Raw genomic sequence first — 16641 nt, forward strand, 5'->3', positions numbered from 1 at the left:
CGCTACACCGGGCCTGCTCGTGCTCGACGTCGACACGCCGGGCGGTTATTGACCGCCGCTGTATCAACGCACTGACCTGAACGCCTCTCGCAATTCCTCAGCGAAGAGTTTGGGCTGTTCCCAGGCGGCGAAGTGGCCGCCCATATCGACACGGTGGTAATAATGCAGCGTGGGATAGGCCTGCTTGCTCCAACTCTCCGGCGCCTGGTAGATCTCCTTTGGAAAAACGCTGATCGCCACCGGGATCTTGATCTCTTTGGTCTTCTGGGCATCTGCGCTGAAGTTGTTGTTGTTGTTTTCCCAATAGAATCGCGACGATGATGATCCGGTGTTGGTCAGCCAGTACAGCGTGATGTCATTCAGCATTTCGTCCTTCGTAAAAACGTGTTCAGGAATGCCCTCGCTGTCGCTCCACTGCGCAAATTTTTCGTAGATCCATGCAGCCAGGCCCGACGGCGAGTCGGAAAGCGAGTAGCCGATCGTCTGCGGACGCGTCACCATCACGGCCCCGTAGGCGGCATTCCGGCCGAAGAAGGTGCTCAGGGATTCAAATGCATCCCGCTCGGGCGCCGACAGCCCCGCAGGGGCCGGGTCGCCACTATTGATGGCCTTCGTGAGGTTGCCCGGAACGGTAGCCGGCATGTTGAGATGGATACCAAGCAAGCCCTGTGGTGCTTGGCGCGCCAGCGCGTCGGAGATGACGGAACCATGGTCGCCGCCCTGGGAAACATAGTGCGCGTAGCCGAGCCGCTTCATCAGGATATCCCATGCTCGCGCAACTCGATCGGGCCCCCAGCCGAGCTCCGTCGGCTTACCCGAAAAGCCGTAGCCGGGGATCGAAGGAATGACGACATCAAATGCGTCCTCCGCTTTACCGCCATAAGCAGTCGGATCTGTAAGAGGGCCGATCGCCTTGATGAACTCGAAGGTCGAACCCGGCCAACCATGGGTCAAGATGACCGGAAGGGCGTTGGGATGACGGGAGCGCACATGGATGAACTGGATATCAACCCCGTCAATCGTCGTGATGAATTCCGGAAGTGCATTGAGCTGGGCCTCGGCCTTGCGCCAGTCGTAGTCAGTACCCCAGTAACGGACCAGATCCTGGACACGCGAAAGCTGAATGCCTTGCGAGGCGTCGCTCACGGTCTCCTTGTCTGGCCATCGCGTTTCGGCAATGCGCTTGCGCAGATCGTCAAGCTGTGACTGCGGAACGCGGATCTGGAACGGGCGGATAGTTTCATCGGCCCCGATCGGCTTCGCCGGCCCTTCCGATGTGGCGTCGGCAGCACTCGCTGGCACAAGGTAGCCGGCTGGAAACAGCAACATTGGTCCAACCGCCATCACCATTGCTCCGCGGACAAGGCGGCGCCAGGCGAGAACATTTTCAATCTTCTTCATGAGACACTCCATGTTCTTGTCGCCCAGGGCGACATTTTGTGACGGAGTGATGTCTGACGGGTCTGCGTATCTGGCATGTTTCAAGAAATGCCAAAAACGTATCAGAGTGTGGAGTGGCGACTACGCAGGTGCGGGAACGCGATCATCAGGGAACGATCTGGCCCCGGTGGCGAGCTGCTGTCAAAGCTTTCGACGTGGAAAGCGTTTGCCTGAACAGGAAGTAGCAAAAGGCGGCAATCGAGAACGCACCTAGGCCCGGAGGGGGTCGGCACTCGAACCGTCTGGTGTCGCGGGGACGGGAATTGTCAAGCTGCCGCGCCTGAGCGGGAAATCAACACCTCATTCCTGTCGGCGGAGGCTCCCCAGCATAGCCTTGAACCCCGCGACCGCCCGCTTCGAAACCGCCTCCGGATTCTCCGCATTGGCGATCCACAGCGCCATATGGCTGCTGGCGCCATTGATGAGGCGAGCGGCGGTTTCGGTGTCAATGTCGATGATCTCGCGATCGACCTTGAGACGGTCGAGGCTACGCGAGAGGGCGGCGATACAGCCGGGGGTGTTCTGCCATTGCGAGATATCGCCGAGTACGGCAGGGCCATCGCGAAACATGATGCGCTGGATTTCGGGCTCAAGCGCCATTTCGATATAAGCGGAGCACTCGTCGACAAAGCCTTGCCAGCGCGTCGGGGCGGCGGCCGAAACCTCGTTCAGCCGTTCAGTCATTTCCGCGTCGATTTCCATGATGACGGCCTGGAGCAGGCCCCTCTTGTCACCGAAATGGTGATAGAGGGCGCCGCGCGTCAGCCCCGCTTCGCCAGTGAAATCGTCCATTGACGCTTCCGCGTAGCCGATCGTGCCAAAGGCACGCCGCGCAGCTGCGATAAGTTTACCGCGGGTCTCTGCGATCATCTCCTGGCGCGGTTTGCGCATGGCTACTCCTTTGACATACGCCGCGTATCTTTTTCATTGACATACGGGACGTATGCATTATCTAAACACATACGCTCCGTATATAAGTGTTCTATCCGATAGCTGGAAGGATCGGCCCATGTCAAATCCGTATAAACAAATATTCGCGGCACCTGGGGCCAAGGGCTTCTCCGTAGCCGGCTTTTTCGCGCGCCTTCCCATCGCCATGGCGCCGATTGGCATCGTCGCCATGCTCTCCCAGGCACATGGCGGATATTGGCTGGCAGGCGCTGTGTCGGCGACCTATGCGCTTACCAATGCGGTGATTTCACCGCAGATTTCGCGAGCGGTCGACCGGTTGGGACAGACGGCAGTAGTCGTTCCCACAACCATCGTGTCAGTGTTGGCGTTCATCGTGCTGATCGCGGCGGCCAACCAGAACTGGCCGGTGTGGACCCTGTTTGCCTCAGCCTTCCTCGCGGCAGCCATGCCAAGCATCCCGGCGCTGATGCGGGCGCGCTGGACGGAACTCTTTCGCAATCAGCCCGAGCTCAACACGGCCTTCGCGTTCGAAAGTGCCGCGGACGAGCTGGTCTATATCGCCGGCGCCTCGCTGTCAGTCGGGCTCGCCGTGTCACTTTTCCCGGAAGCCGGCATGATGGTGAGCACAGCTTTTCTAGCGCTCGGGACGGCCGCCTTCATCGTGCAGCGCGGCACCGAGCCGAAGGTGCGTCATGTCGCCGGCGCGGCTTCGGTTGGCTCCGCGATCCGCCAACGCCCGGTGCAGATCATCACACTCGCGCTGATCTTCGTCGGCGCGATCTTCGCAACTGCTGAAGTGAGTGTCGTCGCCATTACCAAGGAGCTTGGTCAGCCGAATGCGGCAAGCCTGGTCATCGGTGTCTATGCCCTCGGTTCCTTCCTATTGGGGTTGACCCTCGGCGCGCTTAATCTGCGTATCCCCTTGCACCGTCAGTTGCTGATCGCTGTTGCGATCCTCGCCCTGACCTCGCTGCCGCTGCTCGTCGCCGGCAGCTCGGTAACCCTGCTTGCTGTCGCTGTCTTCGTCAGCGGCATCGCGATCTCGCCGACCTTTATAACGGCCTTCGGGCTGATCGAGCGTCGCGTGCCGGAATCGGTGCTGACGGAGGGCGTCACCTGGGTGATGACCGGAATCGGCATCGGCATGGCGCTGGGCGCCTTCGTCTCGGGCTGGGTCGTCGACAGCTACGGTCCCCAGAGCGGATTCTGGGTGTCTGCGGCGGCCGGGGCCACGACCGTCCTTATCATTGCGCTCGGTCAGCGTACACTTTCGGGAGAGTGCACCGGCGGGGATGATTGCGCGATGCTGGAGCCGGCGCAGTAGCAGGGCGGGCAGTAGCAACGAGCGGCGCAGGCCAGGAACGGCCTGCCGCACGTCCCGAGGCACACTCGCGACCGCCGCGATGAGTGCGTTTGCTTGTTCAAGTGCATGTGGCAGTGCGCCGGACCGAACATGTCGCGGCACGCCGTCTTCCTAGCCTGCGGGTCCCCAATTCAATTTCCATCAACGCGGGACGAAATCGTCATGTCACGGCACCTGAGCCCCGCTCACCGCAACGTACACCGAATAAACTGACCGCGTCGCCGCGATAAATAGCCGGTTGCGTTGGGGCCCGCCAAAGGTGAGGTTGGCGACGGTCTGCGGTACGCGGATTTTGCCGATCAGTTTGCCGGTCGGGTCGAAGCAATGCACGCCATCAGCCGCACTCGACCAGAGACTCCCGTTCACGTCCGTGCGGATGCCGTCCGGAATGCCGTTGTTGATCAGGCAGAAGACGCGGCCGTTCGCGAGCCTTTTGCCGTCGACCACATCGAAAGCGCGGATTTGGCGCGGCGCGCTTTCATCGTGGCTTGCCGCCGAATCCGCCACATAGAGGATTGTCTCGTCGGGTGAGAAGGCGAGGCCGTTCGGCTGGGTGAAATCCGTGACGACAGCCGCAATTTCGCCGGTCGTCGGATCGAGCCGGTAGACGTTGCGGGTCGGTTGCTCCGGCTCGGCGAGATAACCTTCATAGTCCGACATGATGCCGTAGGTGGGGTCGGTGAACCAGATCGTGCCGTCTGATTTCACCACCACATCGTTCGGCGAATTGAGCCTTGCTCCCTCGAAACGATCGGCGAGCACGGTGATCGAGCCGTCGACTTCGGTGCGCGTCACGCGGCGCGGACCATGCTCGCAGGAAATCAGCCGTCCCTGCCGGTCGCGCGTATGGCCGTTGGTGAAATTGGAGGGTTGGCGATAGACGGAGACGCCGCTCTCGGGCGTCCATCGCAGCATGCGTTGGTTGGGAATGTCGCTCCAGAGAAGCTGGTTCGCGTCATTGAACCAGACCGGACCTTCCGCCCAGCGGCAGCCGGAATAGAGTTCGTCGAGAGCGGCGCTGGTCACGATCATTTGCCGGAAGCGCGGGTCGTGGATTTCGTAGATGCTGGCCTCGGACATGGCGGTCTTTCCGTTTATCGCATGCCGGCCCGGCGACCGCCGGCAAGCATGATGACGCTGATGATGATGAGGCCGGTCATGATCAGGCGGATGCCCGCGCCGAGCCCGTACGTGTTGAGCATGGAGACGACCAGAAACATGAAGAGCGATGCGCCCCAGATCCCCGGCACGTTGGAATCGCCGCCGGCGACCGCCGTGCCGCCGATCACGACGACGGCGATCGACATCAAGAGATATTCCGAGCCCATGTTGAGCGCGGCGCCGCCGGAGAAACAGGCGAGCAGATAGCCTGCGACCGATGCGAGCACGGCGCAGAAAAGGTAGGTGACGAAACGCGTGCCGTCGACCGGTATGCCGGCCATGCGCGCGGCCGGCATGCTCTGGCCGATCGCCGAGATCCAGCGCCCGTAGATCGTCTTCTCCAGCAGGAACCAGGCGAGAAGCGAGATCAGGAGTGCGACGATTGCCACGTTCGGCACGCCGAGCGTGTTCGACGTGGTGAATTCCGCCAGCACGCTCGGAGGCTTGATGCGCAATCCCCGGTTCGTCCAGATCGCGGCGGATTGGACGATGAAGCTCATGGACAGCGTGGCGATGATCGGCGGAATGCGCAGCGCCTTGATGAGTGCATAGTTGCCGAGGCCGACGACAAGGCCGATGACGATGGCGACAAGAAGACCGGGCAGGATCATGCCGTTTTCGACATTCATCAGCTTCAACGCCACCGTGCCGGCAAGCGTCATGGTGGCGGGAACCGAGAGATCGATGTTGCCGGGACCGAGTGTGATGACGAACATCTGACCGATGCCGACGATGACCGAGAAGGCCGCGAAGGTGAGGGCTGCCTGCGACAGGCCAAGCGTGCTGGCGCCGAGCGTCACCATGATCGTCAGGAACCAGACGACAAAGGCGGCAAGCCACGACCAGATCCAGGGTTTGCGGAACAGGCGCAAGAGCGGGGTCATCGGCGTTTCTCCCGCTTCTCCAGGCGGTTCAGCATCAGGCGTAGTGCCAGCACGATGATCAGGATCGCGCCCTGAGCCCCGATCTGCCAGTCCGGCGAGATGCGCAGGAAGGACAGGAACGAGCCGGCGAGCGTCAGTGTCAGCGCGCCGATGACGGCGCCGATCGGGGAGACGCGGCCGCCGATGAACTCACCGCCGCCGAGGATCACGCCGGCGATCGACAGCAGAGTGTAGCGCAGCGCGATATTGGCATCGGCCGAGGTAGTCAGGCCGACCAGGGCAATGCCGGCGAGCACGGCAAAGAGGCCGGCAAGGCCATAGGCGGCGGCGCGTGCCGCGACAATCGACCAGCCAGCGCGCTCGACCGAGCGTTGGTTTCCGCCGATGCCGCGCATCAGCACGCCGAGCGACGACCGCATGACGAGAAGATGGGCGAAGGCGGCAATGACGATGCTCGCGACGATCGCCATCGGCGCCAACGGCGGCTTGACGGTCATCAGCCAGCGCACCCAGTCCGGCGCCTGCCCGCCCGGTGCCGGCAGCAGCAATACGGCAAGGCCGCCCCAGACGAAGCTCATGCCGAGGGTCACGACAATGGACGGCAGGTTGCGCAGATAGATGACGACGCCAAGCGCCCCATAGGTTGCGATCGCCCCGGCAAGGATCAGCACGCCGGTCACCGGCGCATCCCGCAGAAAGGTCGCGGTGACGCAGGCGACGAAGCTGACGAAGGCGCCCATCGAGAGATCGAGATCGTTGACCGCCATCACGATCATCTGGGCGATCGTCGCAAGCGCGATCGGCACAGCCAGGTTGAACAGCAAGTTGAGCCCGACATAGCTCATGGCGCGCGGCTGCAGCCAGAAGACGGCGGCGAGCAGCAGCGTCAGCGACAGGGCAGGAATGGCAAGACGCATGGCGTCGGACGACAGCCGGAACGTCATGCGGCGACCCCCTCGAAGGAGGCGGCGATGATATTCGTCTCGTTAACGGCGTCGCCGGCGAGTTCGGCCGTGATGCGGCCTTCACGGAAGACGTAGACGCGGTCACAGAGGCGGACCTCGTCCATTTCGGTCGAATACCAGATGAAGGTGCGGCCATGCGCCGCTTCCTCGCGGATGATCGCGTAGACCTCCTGCTTGGTGCCGACATCGACGCCGCGCATCGGGTCGTCCATCAGGACGATCGGAGCGCGCGTCGCAAGCGCGCGGGCAAAGAGCACCTTCTGCTGGTTGCCGCCCGAAAGCGACAGGATGCGGTTGTTCATATCGGGCGTGCGGATCTCGATCCGCCGCTTCCAGTCGGCGGCTTTCGCCTCCTCTTCGCCCGCGAGGATGAGACCGTGCCGGGAGAGGTCACCGAGCGAGGCGATGGAGAAGTTGCGCAGGATGCTCCACAGTTCGAAGACGCCGTTGAGGCGGCGGTCGCCGGCGACGAAGGTGACGAGCGGATCGCGCTCGGGCAACCAGTTACCGGACTGGGCGGCATGCAGAGCGAGCAGCAGCTCGGTCTGGCCATGGCCCGCCAGACCCGCCAGTCCGATGATCTCGCCCTTGCGCGCCGCAAAGGGAGGGCCTTTCGCCTGATGGGACAGAATGAGCGGAGCGGTGGATTTTTCGTGCGCCGAGCGCTGGGCTGTCTCCTCCTTCGCAACGGTGCCCATCGCTTCCACGAGACCGTGATGGTCGAAGCCCTGCGCCGGGCGCTCGGCGACAACGCGGCCGTCCTTCATGACGACGATGCGGTCGGAGGTTTCGAGGATCTCGTGCAGGATATGCGAGATGAAGATGACGGATCCGCCCGTGGCGATGAAGCGGCGAACATGGTCGAGCATCTGCCGGGCAAGGCTTGCATCGAGCGACGAGGTCGGTTCGTCGAGGATCACCAGACGCGGCGCAATGCCGGCGTCGGAAAAGGCCATGGCGATCTCGACCATCTGCCGCTCGGCGATCGAAAGATCCCCGACGGTCCGGCTGCTGTCGATGCCGTGGCCGGGAAAGACGGTGTCGAGGCTCTTCTCGATGATTTTTGCGGCACGCCTGCGCCAGCCGAAGCCACCGAGATGGCGATGCATGATGCGCGTGTTCTCGACGATCGAAAGGTTGGGGCAGAGCGAAAGCTCCTGGAAGACGCAGCGCACGCCGCGGGCACGCGCCGCGTTGATGCCGTAGCGCTCCAGCCGCTCGCCGTCGCTCGCCACGCTTCCTTCATGCGGCGTGAGACCGCCGTTGATCACGCTGACGATGGTGGACTTGCCGGCGCCATTGTGTCCGACAAGCCCGACGCATTCGCCCGGCATGACGCGGAGGGTCACGCCATCGAGTGCCCTGACCGCGCCGAAACTCACCTTGGCGCCATCGACGGCGATCACCGCCTTCAAAACGTCATCCATGCTGCCCGCCATGCCTGCTGCGCAAAGAATGCCGCGCGGCCATCTGCGGCCGCGCTGCAGTCGCCGGGAGAATTACTTTGCCGACTCGATGACCTTGATTGCGTCTGCCTGCGTGTATTCCACGTTGGCGACGCCGCCGGCCTGGGTATTGGCGAGGTTGGTTTCGAGATTATCCTGGTCGATGCGCAGGAAGGGCACGACGAGGTCCTTCTTGACCTCCTTGCCGTCGAGGATCTGCTGCGCCACCCAGAAGGCGAGCGTGGAGACGCCGGGCGCGATGGACACGGACATGGTCTCGTAGCCCTTCGCCTCCTTCTGCTCCTTCCACCACTTCAGTTCATCTTCGCGGTTGCCCATGATAATAATCGGCATCTTCCGGTCGGTCGCGGCAATCGCTTGTGCGGCGCCGTAGCCATCGCCGCCCTGCGTTACCACGCCGGCGATGTCGGGCAGGCTCGGCAGGATGCCGGCAACAGCCTTCTGCGCCACGTCCTGCGCCCAGTCTCCATGAACGGAGCCGACAACCTTGAACTGCGGGAACTGCTTGACGCCGTCGTGAATGCCGGCCGAGATCTCGTCGTCCACGAAGACACCGGCAAGGCCGCGGATCTCGAGCAGGTTGCCGCCGTCCGGAATTTTCTTCGACAGGTACTCGACCTCGCTGCGGCCCATTTCCTTGAAGTTGACGGCGATGCGCCAGGCGCAGGGTTCGGTCACAATGCCGTCGAAGGAAACGACGGTGATGCCGGCGTCGCAGGCCTCCTTGACCGCGCCGTTCAGCGCCGTCGGCGAGGCGGCGTTCAGCACGATCGCGTCATAGCCCTGCAGGATCATGTTCTGGATCTGCGCGGCCTGTTCCGTCGCCTGGTTCTCGGCGGTGGTGAAAGGGTCGGCTGCGGCAACGATGCCGGCCTTTACGGCTTCGCCCGTAACCTTGCCCCAGCTCGTCAGCATGGCCTGGCGCCACGAGTTGCCGGCATAGTTGTTGGAAAGGGCGATCTTCTTGGCCGACGTGTCGGCAAAAGCGGAAACGGGCATCGCGGCGCAAGCAATAGCGGCCGATGCCAGAAGCATCTTACGGATTGTCATGTCTTCCTCCCTGATGATCGCGCTGGTCGGCGGATCGCTTCACTCCTGCCGGCCCAACTGGGTCCGAGTGAAAATTGTTCTTGCACTGAGCTTCCTCCTCTCAGTAAGGGCAGGATGCGGGAGATCGATCGGCCTGTACAGGGGCAAGGCGGCAAGTCGTTTGCGGGATTTGCGCAACAAGCTGCGGGTTTACGCAAGACGGCGACGCGTCCGCGGGCGCTTACTGGGAAGGAGACACTGCGGGTTGAGGAGCCTGCTGCCGTCTCGGGGAGGAACTGACAATGCTGCATCTCGTACCCGCAGCCATGTTCGACCATTATCTCGGCATTTCCCGGCTGCTCGCGGGCCAGCTCGACTTCCGCTCGGCTATCCGTTCCGTTGCGGCCGAGGTCGCCCATATCATCCCGCACGACCACCTCGATGTCTGCGTGCTGCTTGAGGGCGGCAACTACCACACGGCCTACGAGACTGGCATCGAGACCGCCTGGGGCGGCCTTGCCGGCGCGCCTGTTGTCAACAGCCCCATCCGCTCGCTGCTCCGGGGCGAGGTGGATTTTCTGCTGGCGGACGACGCCATGACCGACCCGCGTTTCCACTTCGAGGGAGCGTTCAAGCGGCCGATCGTCGAACAGTCGCTGAGGAGCCGCTTGCATGTGCCGATGAAGGTGCAAGGCACGATCATCGCGGCGCTCTCCTGTTCGTCGCACAGGGCGGGCGTCTATACGATGGAGGACATCGAGCGCGCCCGCATCATCGCCGATCTGCTGACGCCCTATTTCTTCGCGCTGCAGGCGGCCGAGCAGGCGCAACGCTCGGCCATTGTCGAGGCAGAGGCCCGCGCCCGAGAGGAGGGCTTGCGGCAAGGTGCGCTGAAGCTTACCGAAGCCCTGGAGCAGGAACGCCAGCGCATCGGCATGGACCTGCACGACCAGACGCTCGCCGACCTGACGCGGCTCGCCCGCCGGATCGATCGGCTGTCGCGCAACGGCGAGGTGGCGCCCGACGCGCTCGAGCCCATCTCCCGTTCGCTGCAGCATTGCATGCAGGATCTGCGGCAGATCATCGAGCAGGCAAAACCCTCCGTGCTCCAGCTCTTCGGCCTCGCCCAGGCGATCGAACATCATCTGGACCGATCGACCCGCGACAGCGGATCGGGGATCGAATGGGGCCTTGTCGACGAGACGCACGGCGCACTGGAGCGACTGGAACCGACCGTCAGCGTCGCGCTGTTCCGCATCGCGCAGGAGGCGATCAACAATGCGGTGCGCCATGCCGCTCCGCTGGCCGTCACGGTGCGGCTCGAGGCCGACGAGGAGCGGCTGTCGATCGAAATCTCCGACGACGGAACCGGCCTCACCAAGGCGCGGGGACGGATCGGCGGCGGCATCGACAATATGAAGACCCGTGCGCGGCTGATTTCGGCGCGCTTCACGACCGGGCCCGGTCACAACAATCGCGGGACTGCGGTGCGCGTCGTGCTGCCGCTCGTACCACACGACCCGGCAATCGGGCCAAACTGAGGAGAAGGGCGCCATGAAGGTTCTAATCGTCGAGGACGACCCGCTGCACCGATCCTATCTGCACGAGGCGGTTAACGCGGCCCTGCCGGAATGCGATACGGTCATCGAGGCGGAGAACGGAACCGTCGGCGAGAAGCTCGCCCGCGACCACAAGTCGGCGCATATCGTCATGGACCTGCAGATGGCGAACCGCAACGGCATCGAGGCGGCGCGCACCATCTGGAAGGAGCGGCCCGAGACCCGCATCCTGTTCTGGTCGAATTATTCGGACGAGGCCTATGTGCGCGGCGTCTCCCGCATCGTGCCGGATGGCGCCGCCTATGGCTATGTGCTGAAATCCGCCTCCGACGAGCGGCTGAAGCTTGCGCTGCGCTCGATCTTCATCGAGAGCCAATGCGTCATCGATCGCGAGGTGCGGGGCCTTCAGCAGAAGAGCCTCGGCCAGACGAACGGCTTCACCGATTCTGAATACGAGATCCTCGTCGATATCGCTCTCGGCCTCACCGACCGGGCCATCGCCAAACGTCGGGGCCTGTCGCTGCGCAGCGTGCAGAACCGCCTGCAGCAGCTCTACGACAAGCTCGACGTCTACCAGAGCGCCGGCGACGACCACGAGGACGGCCGCTTCAATCTGCGCGCCCGCGCCGTCACGGTCGCTTTCCTGCGCAAACTCCTGAACTACAGCGCTCTGGAGCGGGCTGAAGCAGAGCTGCAGGAATGGCTTGAGGGAAAGTAGTTTCCGGACTTGCGCGGAATGACCGGGGATCAGAGACGTGGCTGCGGCCACTGCCTTTCACGGCGCATGAGCCAGCGCGATCGCATCGGCCGCTTCCTCGCAGCGATCGCTGAGCGTGCTGGTCGCCACTCGAATATGACTGCTTGGCAAGACGGAGAATTTGTTGCCCGGATTGACGGCGATATTGCGTGCGGCGAGCGTCACCATCGCGAATGGTTCGGAGACGACGGGCACCCAGAGGCACAGGCCCTGGCTTGGCGGTATCGGTATTCCCCGTTCGCCGAGTGCATCGGCAAGAGCGTCGCGCCTCTGCTGATAGATCTCGCGCGCCTCGCCGATTAGCTGCCAGGTTGCCGGATCGCGCAGTAGCCAGGCGGCGGCACGTTGCAGGATACGGCTGGTCCAGCCGGCGCTGAAGGAGCGGTAAGACTGGATCTGGTCGACGATAGGCGCGGAACTCGACAGGACCGCGAGACGCAGATCCGGGCCGAGGCTTTTCGAGAGTGACAGGATATGGATCGTCCGCTCCGCAAATCGGCCACCGAGCGACTGCGGAGGTGCCGCCGACACGTCGCCGACGCCATCGTCCTCGATGACAAGCGTATCGCTGTCTTCCAGCACATCTCCGAGCTGATCGAGGCGGGATGAACTGACCGTAACGCCGGTCACGGAATGCAGCCGCGGCTGGAACAGGAAAGCCGCCGGACGTTGCCGCAATGCTTCGCGCAGCGAATCCGGCAGGGGGCCCTCGCCGTCGCAGGCGACAGGGATGATTTTCACGCCGAGATCTTCCAGAATATCGAGCAGTCGCATGGCGGTCGGATGTTCGATCGCGACCGACGAGCCCGAGGAGACCAGCGCATGCAATATCGTATAGACGGCGTTGTAACCGCCATTGGTGGCCAGAAAGGCTTCCGCCGCATAAGGCCATCGCTCTGAAACGGCGTCCTTCAACTCAGGTACGATCCGGCTCCGCTCATAGCTGTTGAGGTCATCGACGGACGCGCCATAGGCCATTGCTTCGGCCAGGCGGGGAAGAAGTGCTGCATCCGGCCCGGCTAGGGTAAGGTCGAGCACACCTTCCCTATAGTTTCCCGAGCTGGCGAGGCGTTCCGGCTTGGCGACAAAGCGGTCGCCGCTGACCCAAGTGCCGTTGCGCCCCCGGCCGCTGATGATCTTCTGCCGCCGCAATTCGCTCCATGCTTCGGAGATCGTTGCCGGACTGACGTGCAATTCGTAAGCGATATCGCGGATCGCCGGCAGGCGCGTGCCAATGGGCAGGACACCGGCGCGGATCAGCGCGCTCGTTTCGAGAGCGATCCCCCTGATGCTGCGGTCGGCTATTTTTTCGGCAAACCAGGAGGCTTCGACCGCGTCGCCCATTTTTTTCTCACTTTAAATGTTCAATAACGTAATAACATTTGTCCTCACCATTTTGAACATTTAATTTGCCTTTCGTCGAGCCATTTTAGTGAGTTTTTGCATGCCTGTGACGCTTCGCATCGCCCTTAGAGACTGGGATTACATGACACCGCTTGTGCTCGGTGATGTCAGTTCTTCCCGTCTCGATATCAAAGTGGATCGTGTAGGCACGCTGGTCTCCAGCCTCGCCGATGACGCGGCGCATGACGCCGCGGAAATGTCCTTCAGCCGCTATTCGCAGGTGCGTCATGATGGCGATGATCGGATCGTCGGCATGCCGAACTTCATCATGCGCGGCTTCCGCCATCGCTGCATTATCACCACCAAGGATAGTCCGATCCGCAAGCTGTCCGATCTGGCCGGCAAGAAGATCGGCGTGACCGGCTGGCGCGATTCCGGAAATACCTGGACCCGTGCTGCGTTGCGCCGGGAGGGCGTCGGCGTCGAGGACGCCATGTGGTATGCCGGACGCCTGACGGAAGCGCACCCGATCGCCGACCGCCTTGATGGTTTTGGACGGCCTGGCCGCATCGAGGCTGCTCCCGGCGAGCGTCCGATGGTCGATCTTCTACTGGATGGCGGCCTCGACGCCGTGTTCACGCCTTTCATGCCGAAGGGTTTCTTCGATCAGGAATCGCCCCTGCGACAGGTGCTGGATGACTTCCGCGCCGCTGAAGTCATTTACTTCCACGAAGTCGGCTATATCCCGGGCATGCATCTGATCGGCTTCAAGGCTGATATCGTCCAGGAGCATCCCTGGATCATGGATGAACTCAGCGAGCTGATCGACGAGTCCCAGCGTCTCTGGGTGGAAAAGCGCGAGAAATACGCCGACACCACGCCCTGGATGATCGACGAACTGCGCCGCTGCGCGGCCGACCTGCCGCCGACCTGGAGGGCCAGCGGGCTTGCCGAGAACGAGGCAATGATCGCCGACTTTGCCGAGGAACTCTACGAACAGAAGATCATGCCGCGCCTTTTGACACCCGCCGAGCTGTTTCCGTGGCACGCCAAGGCCCGGTGAACAAGGCCGGTGAAACCCTTCGCAGGCCTCATCGTTGAATTACCATTTTCGCAAACCAAAAAAGGGGAATGACATGCATTTGAAACTCATCGCTTCCGCCGCCCTGCTCGGTCTGATGATGACGACTTCGGTCTTCGCTGAGGAGGCGGCCGTACCAAAACAGACCGTCAACGACGCTCTTCGCGCCCGCCTGCCGGAGAAGATCCGCACGGACGGCAAGATGATCTCCGTCAACAACGGTTCCTTTCCTCCCTATGAGATCGTCACCGGCACGAAACTGACCGGCGCCAGCGCCGATCTTACCGATGCGATCGGCCAGATGCTCGGCGTCGAGATCGAGCACGAAACCGTCAGCGGACTGACCGCATTGCTCGCCGGCATCAATTCCGGCCGATACCAGTTCGCCTTCGGCCCGATAGGCGACTTCAAGACCCGTGAAGAGGCTAATGATTTCGTCGACTGGGTTCAGGAATACGTGGTCTTCTCCGTCCAGAAGGGCAATCCGAAGGCCATCGCTTCGCTCGACAGCGCCTGCGGCAATCGCATCGCGGTCATGGCCGGCGGCTCCGCCGAAAAGGTAATCCAGGCCCAGGTCGAAAAGTGCAAGACGGCGGGCAAGCCCTCGCCCGAAGTGCAGTCCTACACCGACCAGCCGAGCTCGATCCTGGCGGTCCGCTCGAAACGCGCCGATGCCTTCTTCTCCTCGCAGGCGCCGCTGACCTATTTCGTGTCTCAGGCAAACGGCCAACTGGAACTGAGCGGCGTCGGCCAGAAGAATGGCTTCGACGATCTCTATCAGGGCGCTGTGGTGCCGAAAGGCTCGCCGCTCGGCCCCCTTCTAATCGACTCGATCAAGGCGTTGATGGATAACGGCACCTATGCCGCCATCATGAAGAAGTGGGGTCTTGAGAACAACATGATCAAGCAGCCCGGCCTCAATCTTGGTGGAGCCCTGCCGAAATGAGCAACGATCGCACGACTGCTGCACCGCCTTTGGGCGGTGCAGACTTCCGGGACGTTGCCCATGCCCACAAGCCCTTTCAAACGGGCCGGCTCGTCCTGTGGGTGGCCGTGCTCCTGATTGCCGCGAACTTCCTGTGGATCGTCGCTCATAACGAGAATTTCGGCTGGCCTGTCGTCGCGGCCTATTTCTTCGATCCGACTGTTATCAGTGGCCTTTACGTCAGCCTGGGCCTGACGGTGGTCGCGATGGCCATCGGCATCGTTCTCGGCCTCGGACTGGCGATCGCCCGGCTGTCGAATGACCGGCTCGCAAGTTCGCTGGCATCGCTGTTCATCTGGTTTTTTCGCGGCACGCCGCTCCTGGTGCAGCTGATCTTCTGGTACAATCTCTCGACCCTTTTTCCCGAACTTTCGATCGCCATTCCGTTCGGCCCGGCGCTCGCAAGCTGGGAGACCAATTCGGTGATCACGCCGATGACGGCGGCGATCGTCGGCCTTGCCTTGAACGAAGCGGCCTACATGGCCGAAATCATTCGCGGCGGCCTGCTCTCGGTCGATCGCGGCCAGTTCGAGACGGCGGAAGCCTTCGGCATGACCAAGGCGAGGGCGCTGTGGCGGATCATCATTCCTCAGGCGATGCGCTCGATCGTGCCGCCGACGGGCAACCAGCTGATCAGCATGATCAAGGCAACGTCGCTCGTCAGCGTCATCGCCATGGCCGATCTGCTCTATTCCGTCCAGTCGATCTACAATCGCACCTTCGAGATCGTGCCGATGCTGCTGGTCGCCGTCCTCTGGTACCTCTTCATCACTTCCATCCTCAATCTCGGTCAGAGCTATATCGAGGCCTATTACGGCCGCAGCGAACGGCGCAACAACACCGCTGCCGCCAAATCCGAGACCCTTGCCGAGGAGGCAAGCCATTGACCGGTGCCGAAATTGCAAAACCTCTCGTCAGAGCCCGTAACGTCCACAAGTCCTTCGACCAGCTCGAAGTGCTGAAGGGGATCGATCTCGACGTCATGCCGGGTGAAGTCGTCGTGGTGCTTGGCCCGTCCGGCTCGGGAAAATCGACCTTCCTGCGCTGCATCAATCATCTCGAAGCGATCAATAAGGGGTTCATCGAAGTCGATGGCGAACAGATCGGCTACCGCCTGCGCAAAGACCGGCTGGAAAAGCTGTCCAGCAACGGGATCGCCAGCCAGCGGCGCAAGATCGGCATGGTGTTCCAGCAATTCAATCTCTATCCGCATATGACAGTGCTGCAGAACATCATCGAAGCCCCGATCGGTGTGCACGGAGAAAGTCGCAAGGCCGCTACCGAGAACGCCATGCGGCTTTTGGATCGGGTCGGCCTGTCGGAAAAGGCGGGTAGCTATCCTCGCCAGCTCTCCGGCGGTCAGCAGCAGCGCGTCGCGATCGCCCGCGCCCTTGCGATCAAACCCAAGCTGATGCTGTTCGATGAGCCCACCTCTGCGCTCGACCCGGAACTGGTGGGCGAAGTTCTCTCCACCATGCGCGATCTCGCCAAACAGGGCCTGACGATGATCGTCGTGACCCACGAGATCGGTTTTGCCCGTGAAGCGGCCGATCGGGTCGTGTTCATGGACGGCGGCAATGTCGTTGAAATGGGCAAGCCCGAGGATGTCATCGGCAATCCGCAACATCCCCGAACCCAGGCGTTTCTCGCCCGTTTCCTCTGAACAATGTCAATCGGTTGCTTCGGTCCTTGGGC

General features: G+C 62.4%; 15 protein-coding genes. 7 read left to right on the top strand and 8 right to left on the bottom strand.

The window, feature by feature from the left end; all coding sequences use genetic code 11:
* Positions 1-63: 63 nt before the first annotated feature.
* Positions 64-1401 carry an epoxide hydrolase family protein gene (locus ELH03_RS24545; protein WP_128403925.1) on the bottom strand — a complete coding sequence of 446 codons (1338 nt, stop codon included), beginning with the start codon at positions 1399-1401 and terminating at the stop codon, positions 64-66.
* A 339-nt stretch (positions 1402-1740) separates the two neighbouring features.
* On the bottom strand, positions 1741-2331 hold the full coding sequence (locus tag ELH03_RS24550; RefSeq protein ID WP_128411014.1) for a TetR/AcrR family transcriptional regulator: 591 nt from the start codon (positions 2329-2331) through the stop codon (positions 1741-1743).
* Between the two features lie 118 nt (positions 2332-2449).
* On the opposite strand from ELH03_RS24550, the gene ELH03_RS24555 reads away from it, so the two are divergent.
* Positions 2450-3676 (top strand): MFS transporter, encoded by a 1227-nt coding sequence (locus ELH03_RS24555; RefSeq protein ID WP_128411015.1) that lies wholly within the window; start codon positions 2450-2452, stop codon positions 3674-3676.
* A 204-nt stretch (positions 3677-3880) separates the two neighbouring features.
* Here the strand turns inward: ELH03_RS24555 and ELH03_RS24560 are convergent, their stop codons facing one another.
* The 5 genes from ELH03_RS24560 to ELH03_RS24580 form a co-directional block, all read right to left on the bottom strand.
* Positions 3881-4795 (bottom strand): SMP-30/gluconolactonase/LRE family protein, encoded by a 915-nt coding sequence (locus tag ELH03_RS24560; protein ID WP_130766832.1) that lies wholly within the window; start codon positions 4793-4795, stop codon positions 3881-3883.
* Positions 4796-4809: 14 nt separating this feature from the next.
* Positions 4810-5760 carry an ABC transporter permease gene (locus tag ELH03_RS24565; RefSeq protein ID WP_128411017.1) on the bottom strand — a complete coding sequence of 317 codons (951 nt, stop codon included), beginning with the start codon at positions 5758-5760 and terminating at the stop codon, positions 4810-4812.
* On the bottom strand, positions 5757-6704 hold the full coding sequence (locus ELH03_RS24570; protein WP_130766833.1) for an ABC transporter permease: 948 nt from the start codon (positions 6702-6704) through the stop codon (positions 5757-5759). Before ELH03_RS24570 ends, ELH03_RS24565 begins: the two co-directional genes overlap by 4 nt.
* On the bottom strand, positions 6701-8152 hold the full coding sequence (locus ELH03_RS24575; RefSeq protein WP_130766834.1) for a sugar ABC transporter ATP-binding protein: 1452 nt from the start codon (positions 8150-8152) through the stop codon (positions 6701-6703). The genes ELH03_RS24570 and ELH03_RS24575 overlap by 4 nt, the downstream gene beginning before the upstream one ends.
* Positions 8153-8224: 72 nt before the next feature.
* Entirely contained in the window at positions 8225-9241 is a 1017-nt protein-coding gene (locus tag ELH03_RS24580; RefSeq protein WP_128411018.1) for an ABC transporter substrate-binding protein, read from the bottom strand.
* Positions 9242-9522: 281 nt separating this feature from the next.
* Between ELH03_RS24580 and ELH03_RS24585 the strand changes: the two genes are divergently transcribed.
* Positions 9523-10761, top strand: coding sequence for a GAF domain-containing sensor histidine kinase (locus ELH03_RS24585; protein WP_130766835.1), 1239 nt, complete (start codon positions 9523-9525; stop codon positions 10759-10761).
* A 13-nt stretch (positions 10762-10774) separates the two neighbouring features.
* Entirely contained in the window at positions 10775-11497 is a 723-nt protein-coding gene (locus tag ELH03_RS24590; RefSeq protein ID WP_003562390.1) for a response regulator transcription factor, read from the top strand.
* A 57-nt stretch (positions 11498-11554) separates the two neighbouring features.
* On the opposite strand, the gene ELH03_RS24595 is transcribed toward ELH03_RS24590, so the two are convergent.
* Positions 11555-12880: an aminotransferase-like domain-containing protein gene (locus tag ELH03_RS24595; RefSeq protein WP_128403917.1), complete on the bottom strand. Its 1326-nt coding sequence runs from the start codon at positions 12878-12880 to the stop codon at positions 11555-11557.
* A 100-nt stretch (positions 12881-12980) separates the two neighbouring features.
* Here ELH03_RS24595 and ELH03_RS24600 point away from each other — a divergent pair, with 100 nt between their 5' ends.
* The 4 genes from ELH03_RS24600 (at position 12981) to ELH03_RS24615 (ending at position 16609) form a co-directional block, all read left to right on the top strand.
* Positions 12981-13943 carry an ABC transporter substrate-binding protein gene (locus tag ELH03_RS24600; protein ID WP_128403916.1) on the top strand — a complete coding sequence of 321 codons (963 nt, stop codon included), beginning with the start codon at positions 12981-12983 and terminating at the stop codon, positions 13941-13943.
* Between the two features lie 73 nt (positions 13944-14016).
* Positions 14017-14907, top strand: coding sequence for an ABC transporter substrate-binding protein (locus ELH03_RS24605; RefSeq protein ID WP_130766836.1), 891 nt, complete (start codon positions 14017-14019; stop codon positions 14905-14907).
* Positions 14904-15833, top strand: a complete 930-nt coding sequence (locus ELH03_RS24610) for an amino acid ABC transporter permease (protein ID WP_128403914.1) — start codon at positions 14904-14906, stop codon at positions 15831-15833. Before ELH03_RS24605 ends, ELH03_RS24610 begins: the two co-directional genes overlap by 4 nt.
* Entirely contained in the window at positions 15830-16609 is a 780-nt protein-coding gene (locus ELH03_RS24615) for an amino acid ABC transporter ATP-binding protein (RefSeq protein WP_128403913.1), read from the top strand. The genes ELH03_RS24610 and ELH03_RS24615 overlap by 4 nt, the downstream gene beginning before the upstream one ends.
* Positions 16610-16641 lie beyond the last annotated feature (32 nt).

Origin of the sequence: Rhizobium beringeri (assembly GCF_004306515.1) — a bacterium.
GTDB lineage: Bacteria > Pseudomonadota > Alphaproteobacteria > Rhizobiales > Rhizobiaceae > Rhizobium > Rhizobium beringeri.

What these genes read in the sequence shown, in the direction of transcription:
- ELH03_RS24545 (WP_128403925.1), bottom strand. Translation starts at nt 1,401, where the DNA reads ATGAAGAAGATTGAAAATGTTCTCGCCTGGCGCCGCCTTGTCCGCGGA.
- ELH03_RS24550 (WP_128411014.1), bottom strand. Translation starts at nt 2,331, where the DNA reads ATGCGCAAACCGCGCCAGGAGATGATCGCAGAGACCCGCGGTAAACTT.
- ELH03_RS24555 (WP_128411015.1), top strand. Translation starts at nt 2,450, where the DNA reads ATGTCAAATCCGTATAAACAAATATTCGCGGCACCTGGGGCCAAGGGC.
- ELH03_RS24560 (WP_130766832.1), bottom strand. Translation starts at nt 4,795, where the DNA reads ATGTCCGAGGCCAGCATCTACGAAATCCACGACCCGCGCTTCCGGCAA.
- ELH03_RS24565 (WP_128411017.1), bottom strand. Translation starts at nt 5,760, where the DNA reads ATGACCCCGCTCTTGCGCCTGTTCCGCAAACCCTGGATCTGGTCGTGG.
- ELH03_RS24570 (WP_130766833.1), bottom strand. Translation starts at nt 6,704, where the DNA reads ATGACGTTCCGGCTGTCGTCCGACGCCATGCGTCTTGCCATTCCTGCC.
- ELH03_RS24575 (WP_130766834.1), bottom strand. Translation starts at nt 8,152, where the DNA reads ATGGATGACGTTTTGAAGGCGGTGATCGCCGTCGATGGCGCCAAGGTG.
- ELH03_RS24580 (WP_128411018.1), bottom strand. Translation starts at nt 9,241, where the DNA reads ATGACAATCCGTAAGATGCTTCTGGCATCGGCCGCTATTGCTTGCGCC.
- ELH03_RS24585 (WP_130766835.1), top strand. Translation starts at nt 9,523, where the DNA reads ATGCTGCATCTCGTACCCGCAGCCATGTTCGACCATTATCTCGGCATT.
- ELH03_RS24590 (WP_003562390.1), top strand. Translation starts at nt 10,775, where the DNA reads ATGAAGGTTCTAATCGTCGAGGACGACCCGCTGCACCGATCCTATCTG.
- ELH03_RS24595 (WP_128403917.1), bottom strand. Translation starts at nt 12,880, where the DNA reads ATGGGCGACGCGGTCGAAGCCTCCTGGTTTGCCGAAAAAATAGCCGAC.
- ELH03_RS24600 (WP_128403916.1), top strand. Translation starts at nt 12,981, where the DNA reads ATGCCTGTGACGCTTCGCATCGCCCTTAGAGACTGGGATTACATGACA.
- ELH03_RS24605 (WP_130766836.1), top strand. Translation starts at nt 14,017, where the DNA reads ATGCATTTGAAACTCATCGCTTCCGCCGCCCTGCTCGGTCTGATGATG.
- ELH03_RS24610 (WP_128403914.1), top strand. Translation starts at nt 14,904, where the DNA reads ATGAGCAACGATCGCACGACTGCTGCACCGCCTTTGGGCGGTGCAGAC.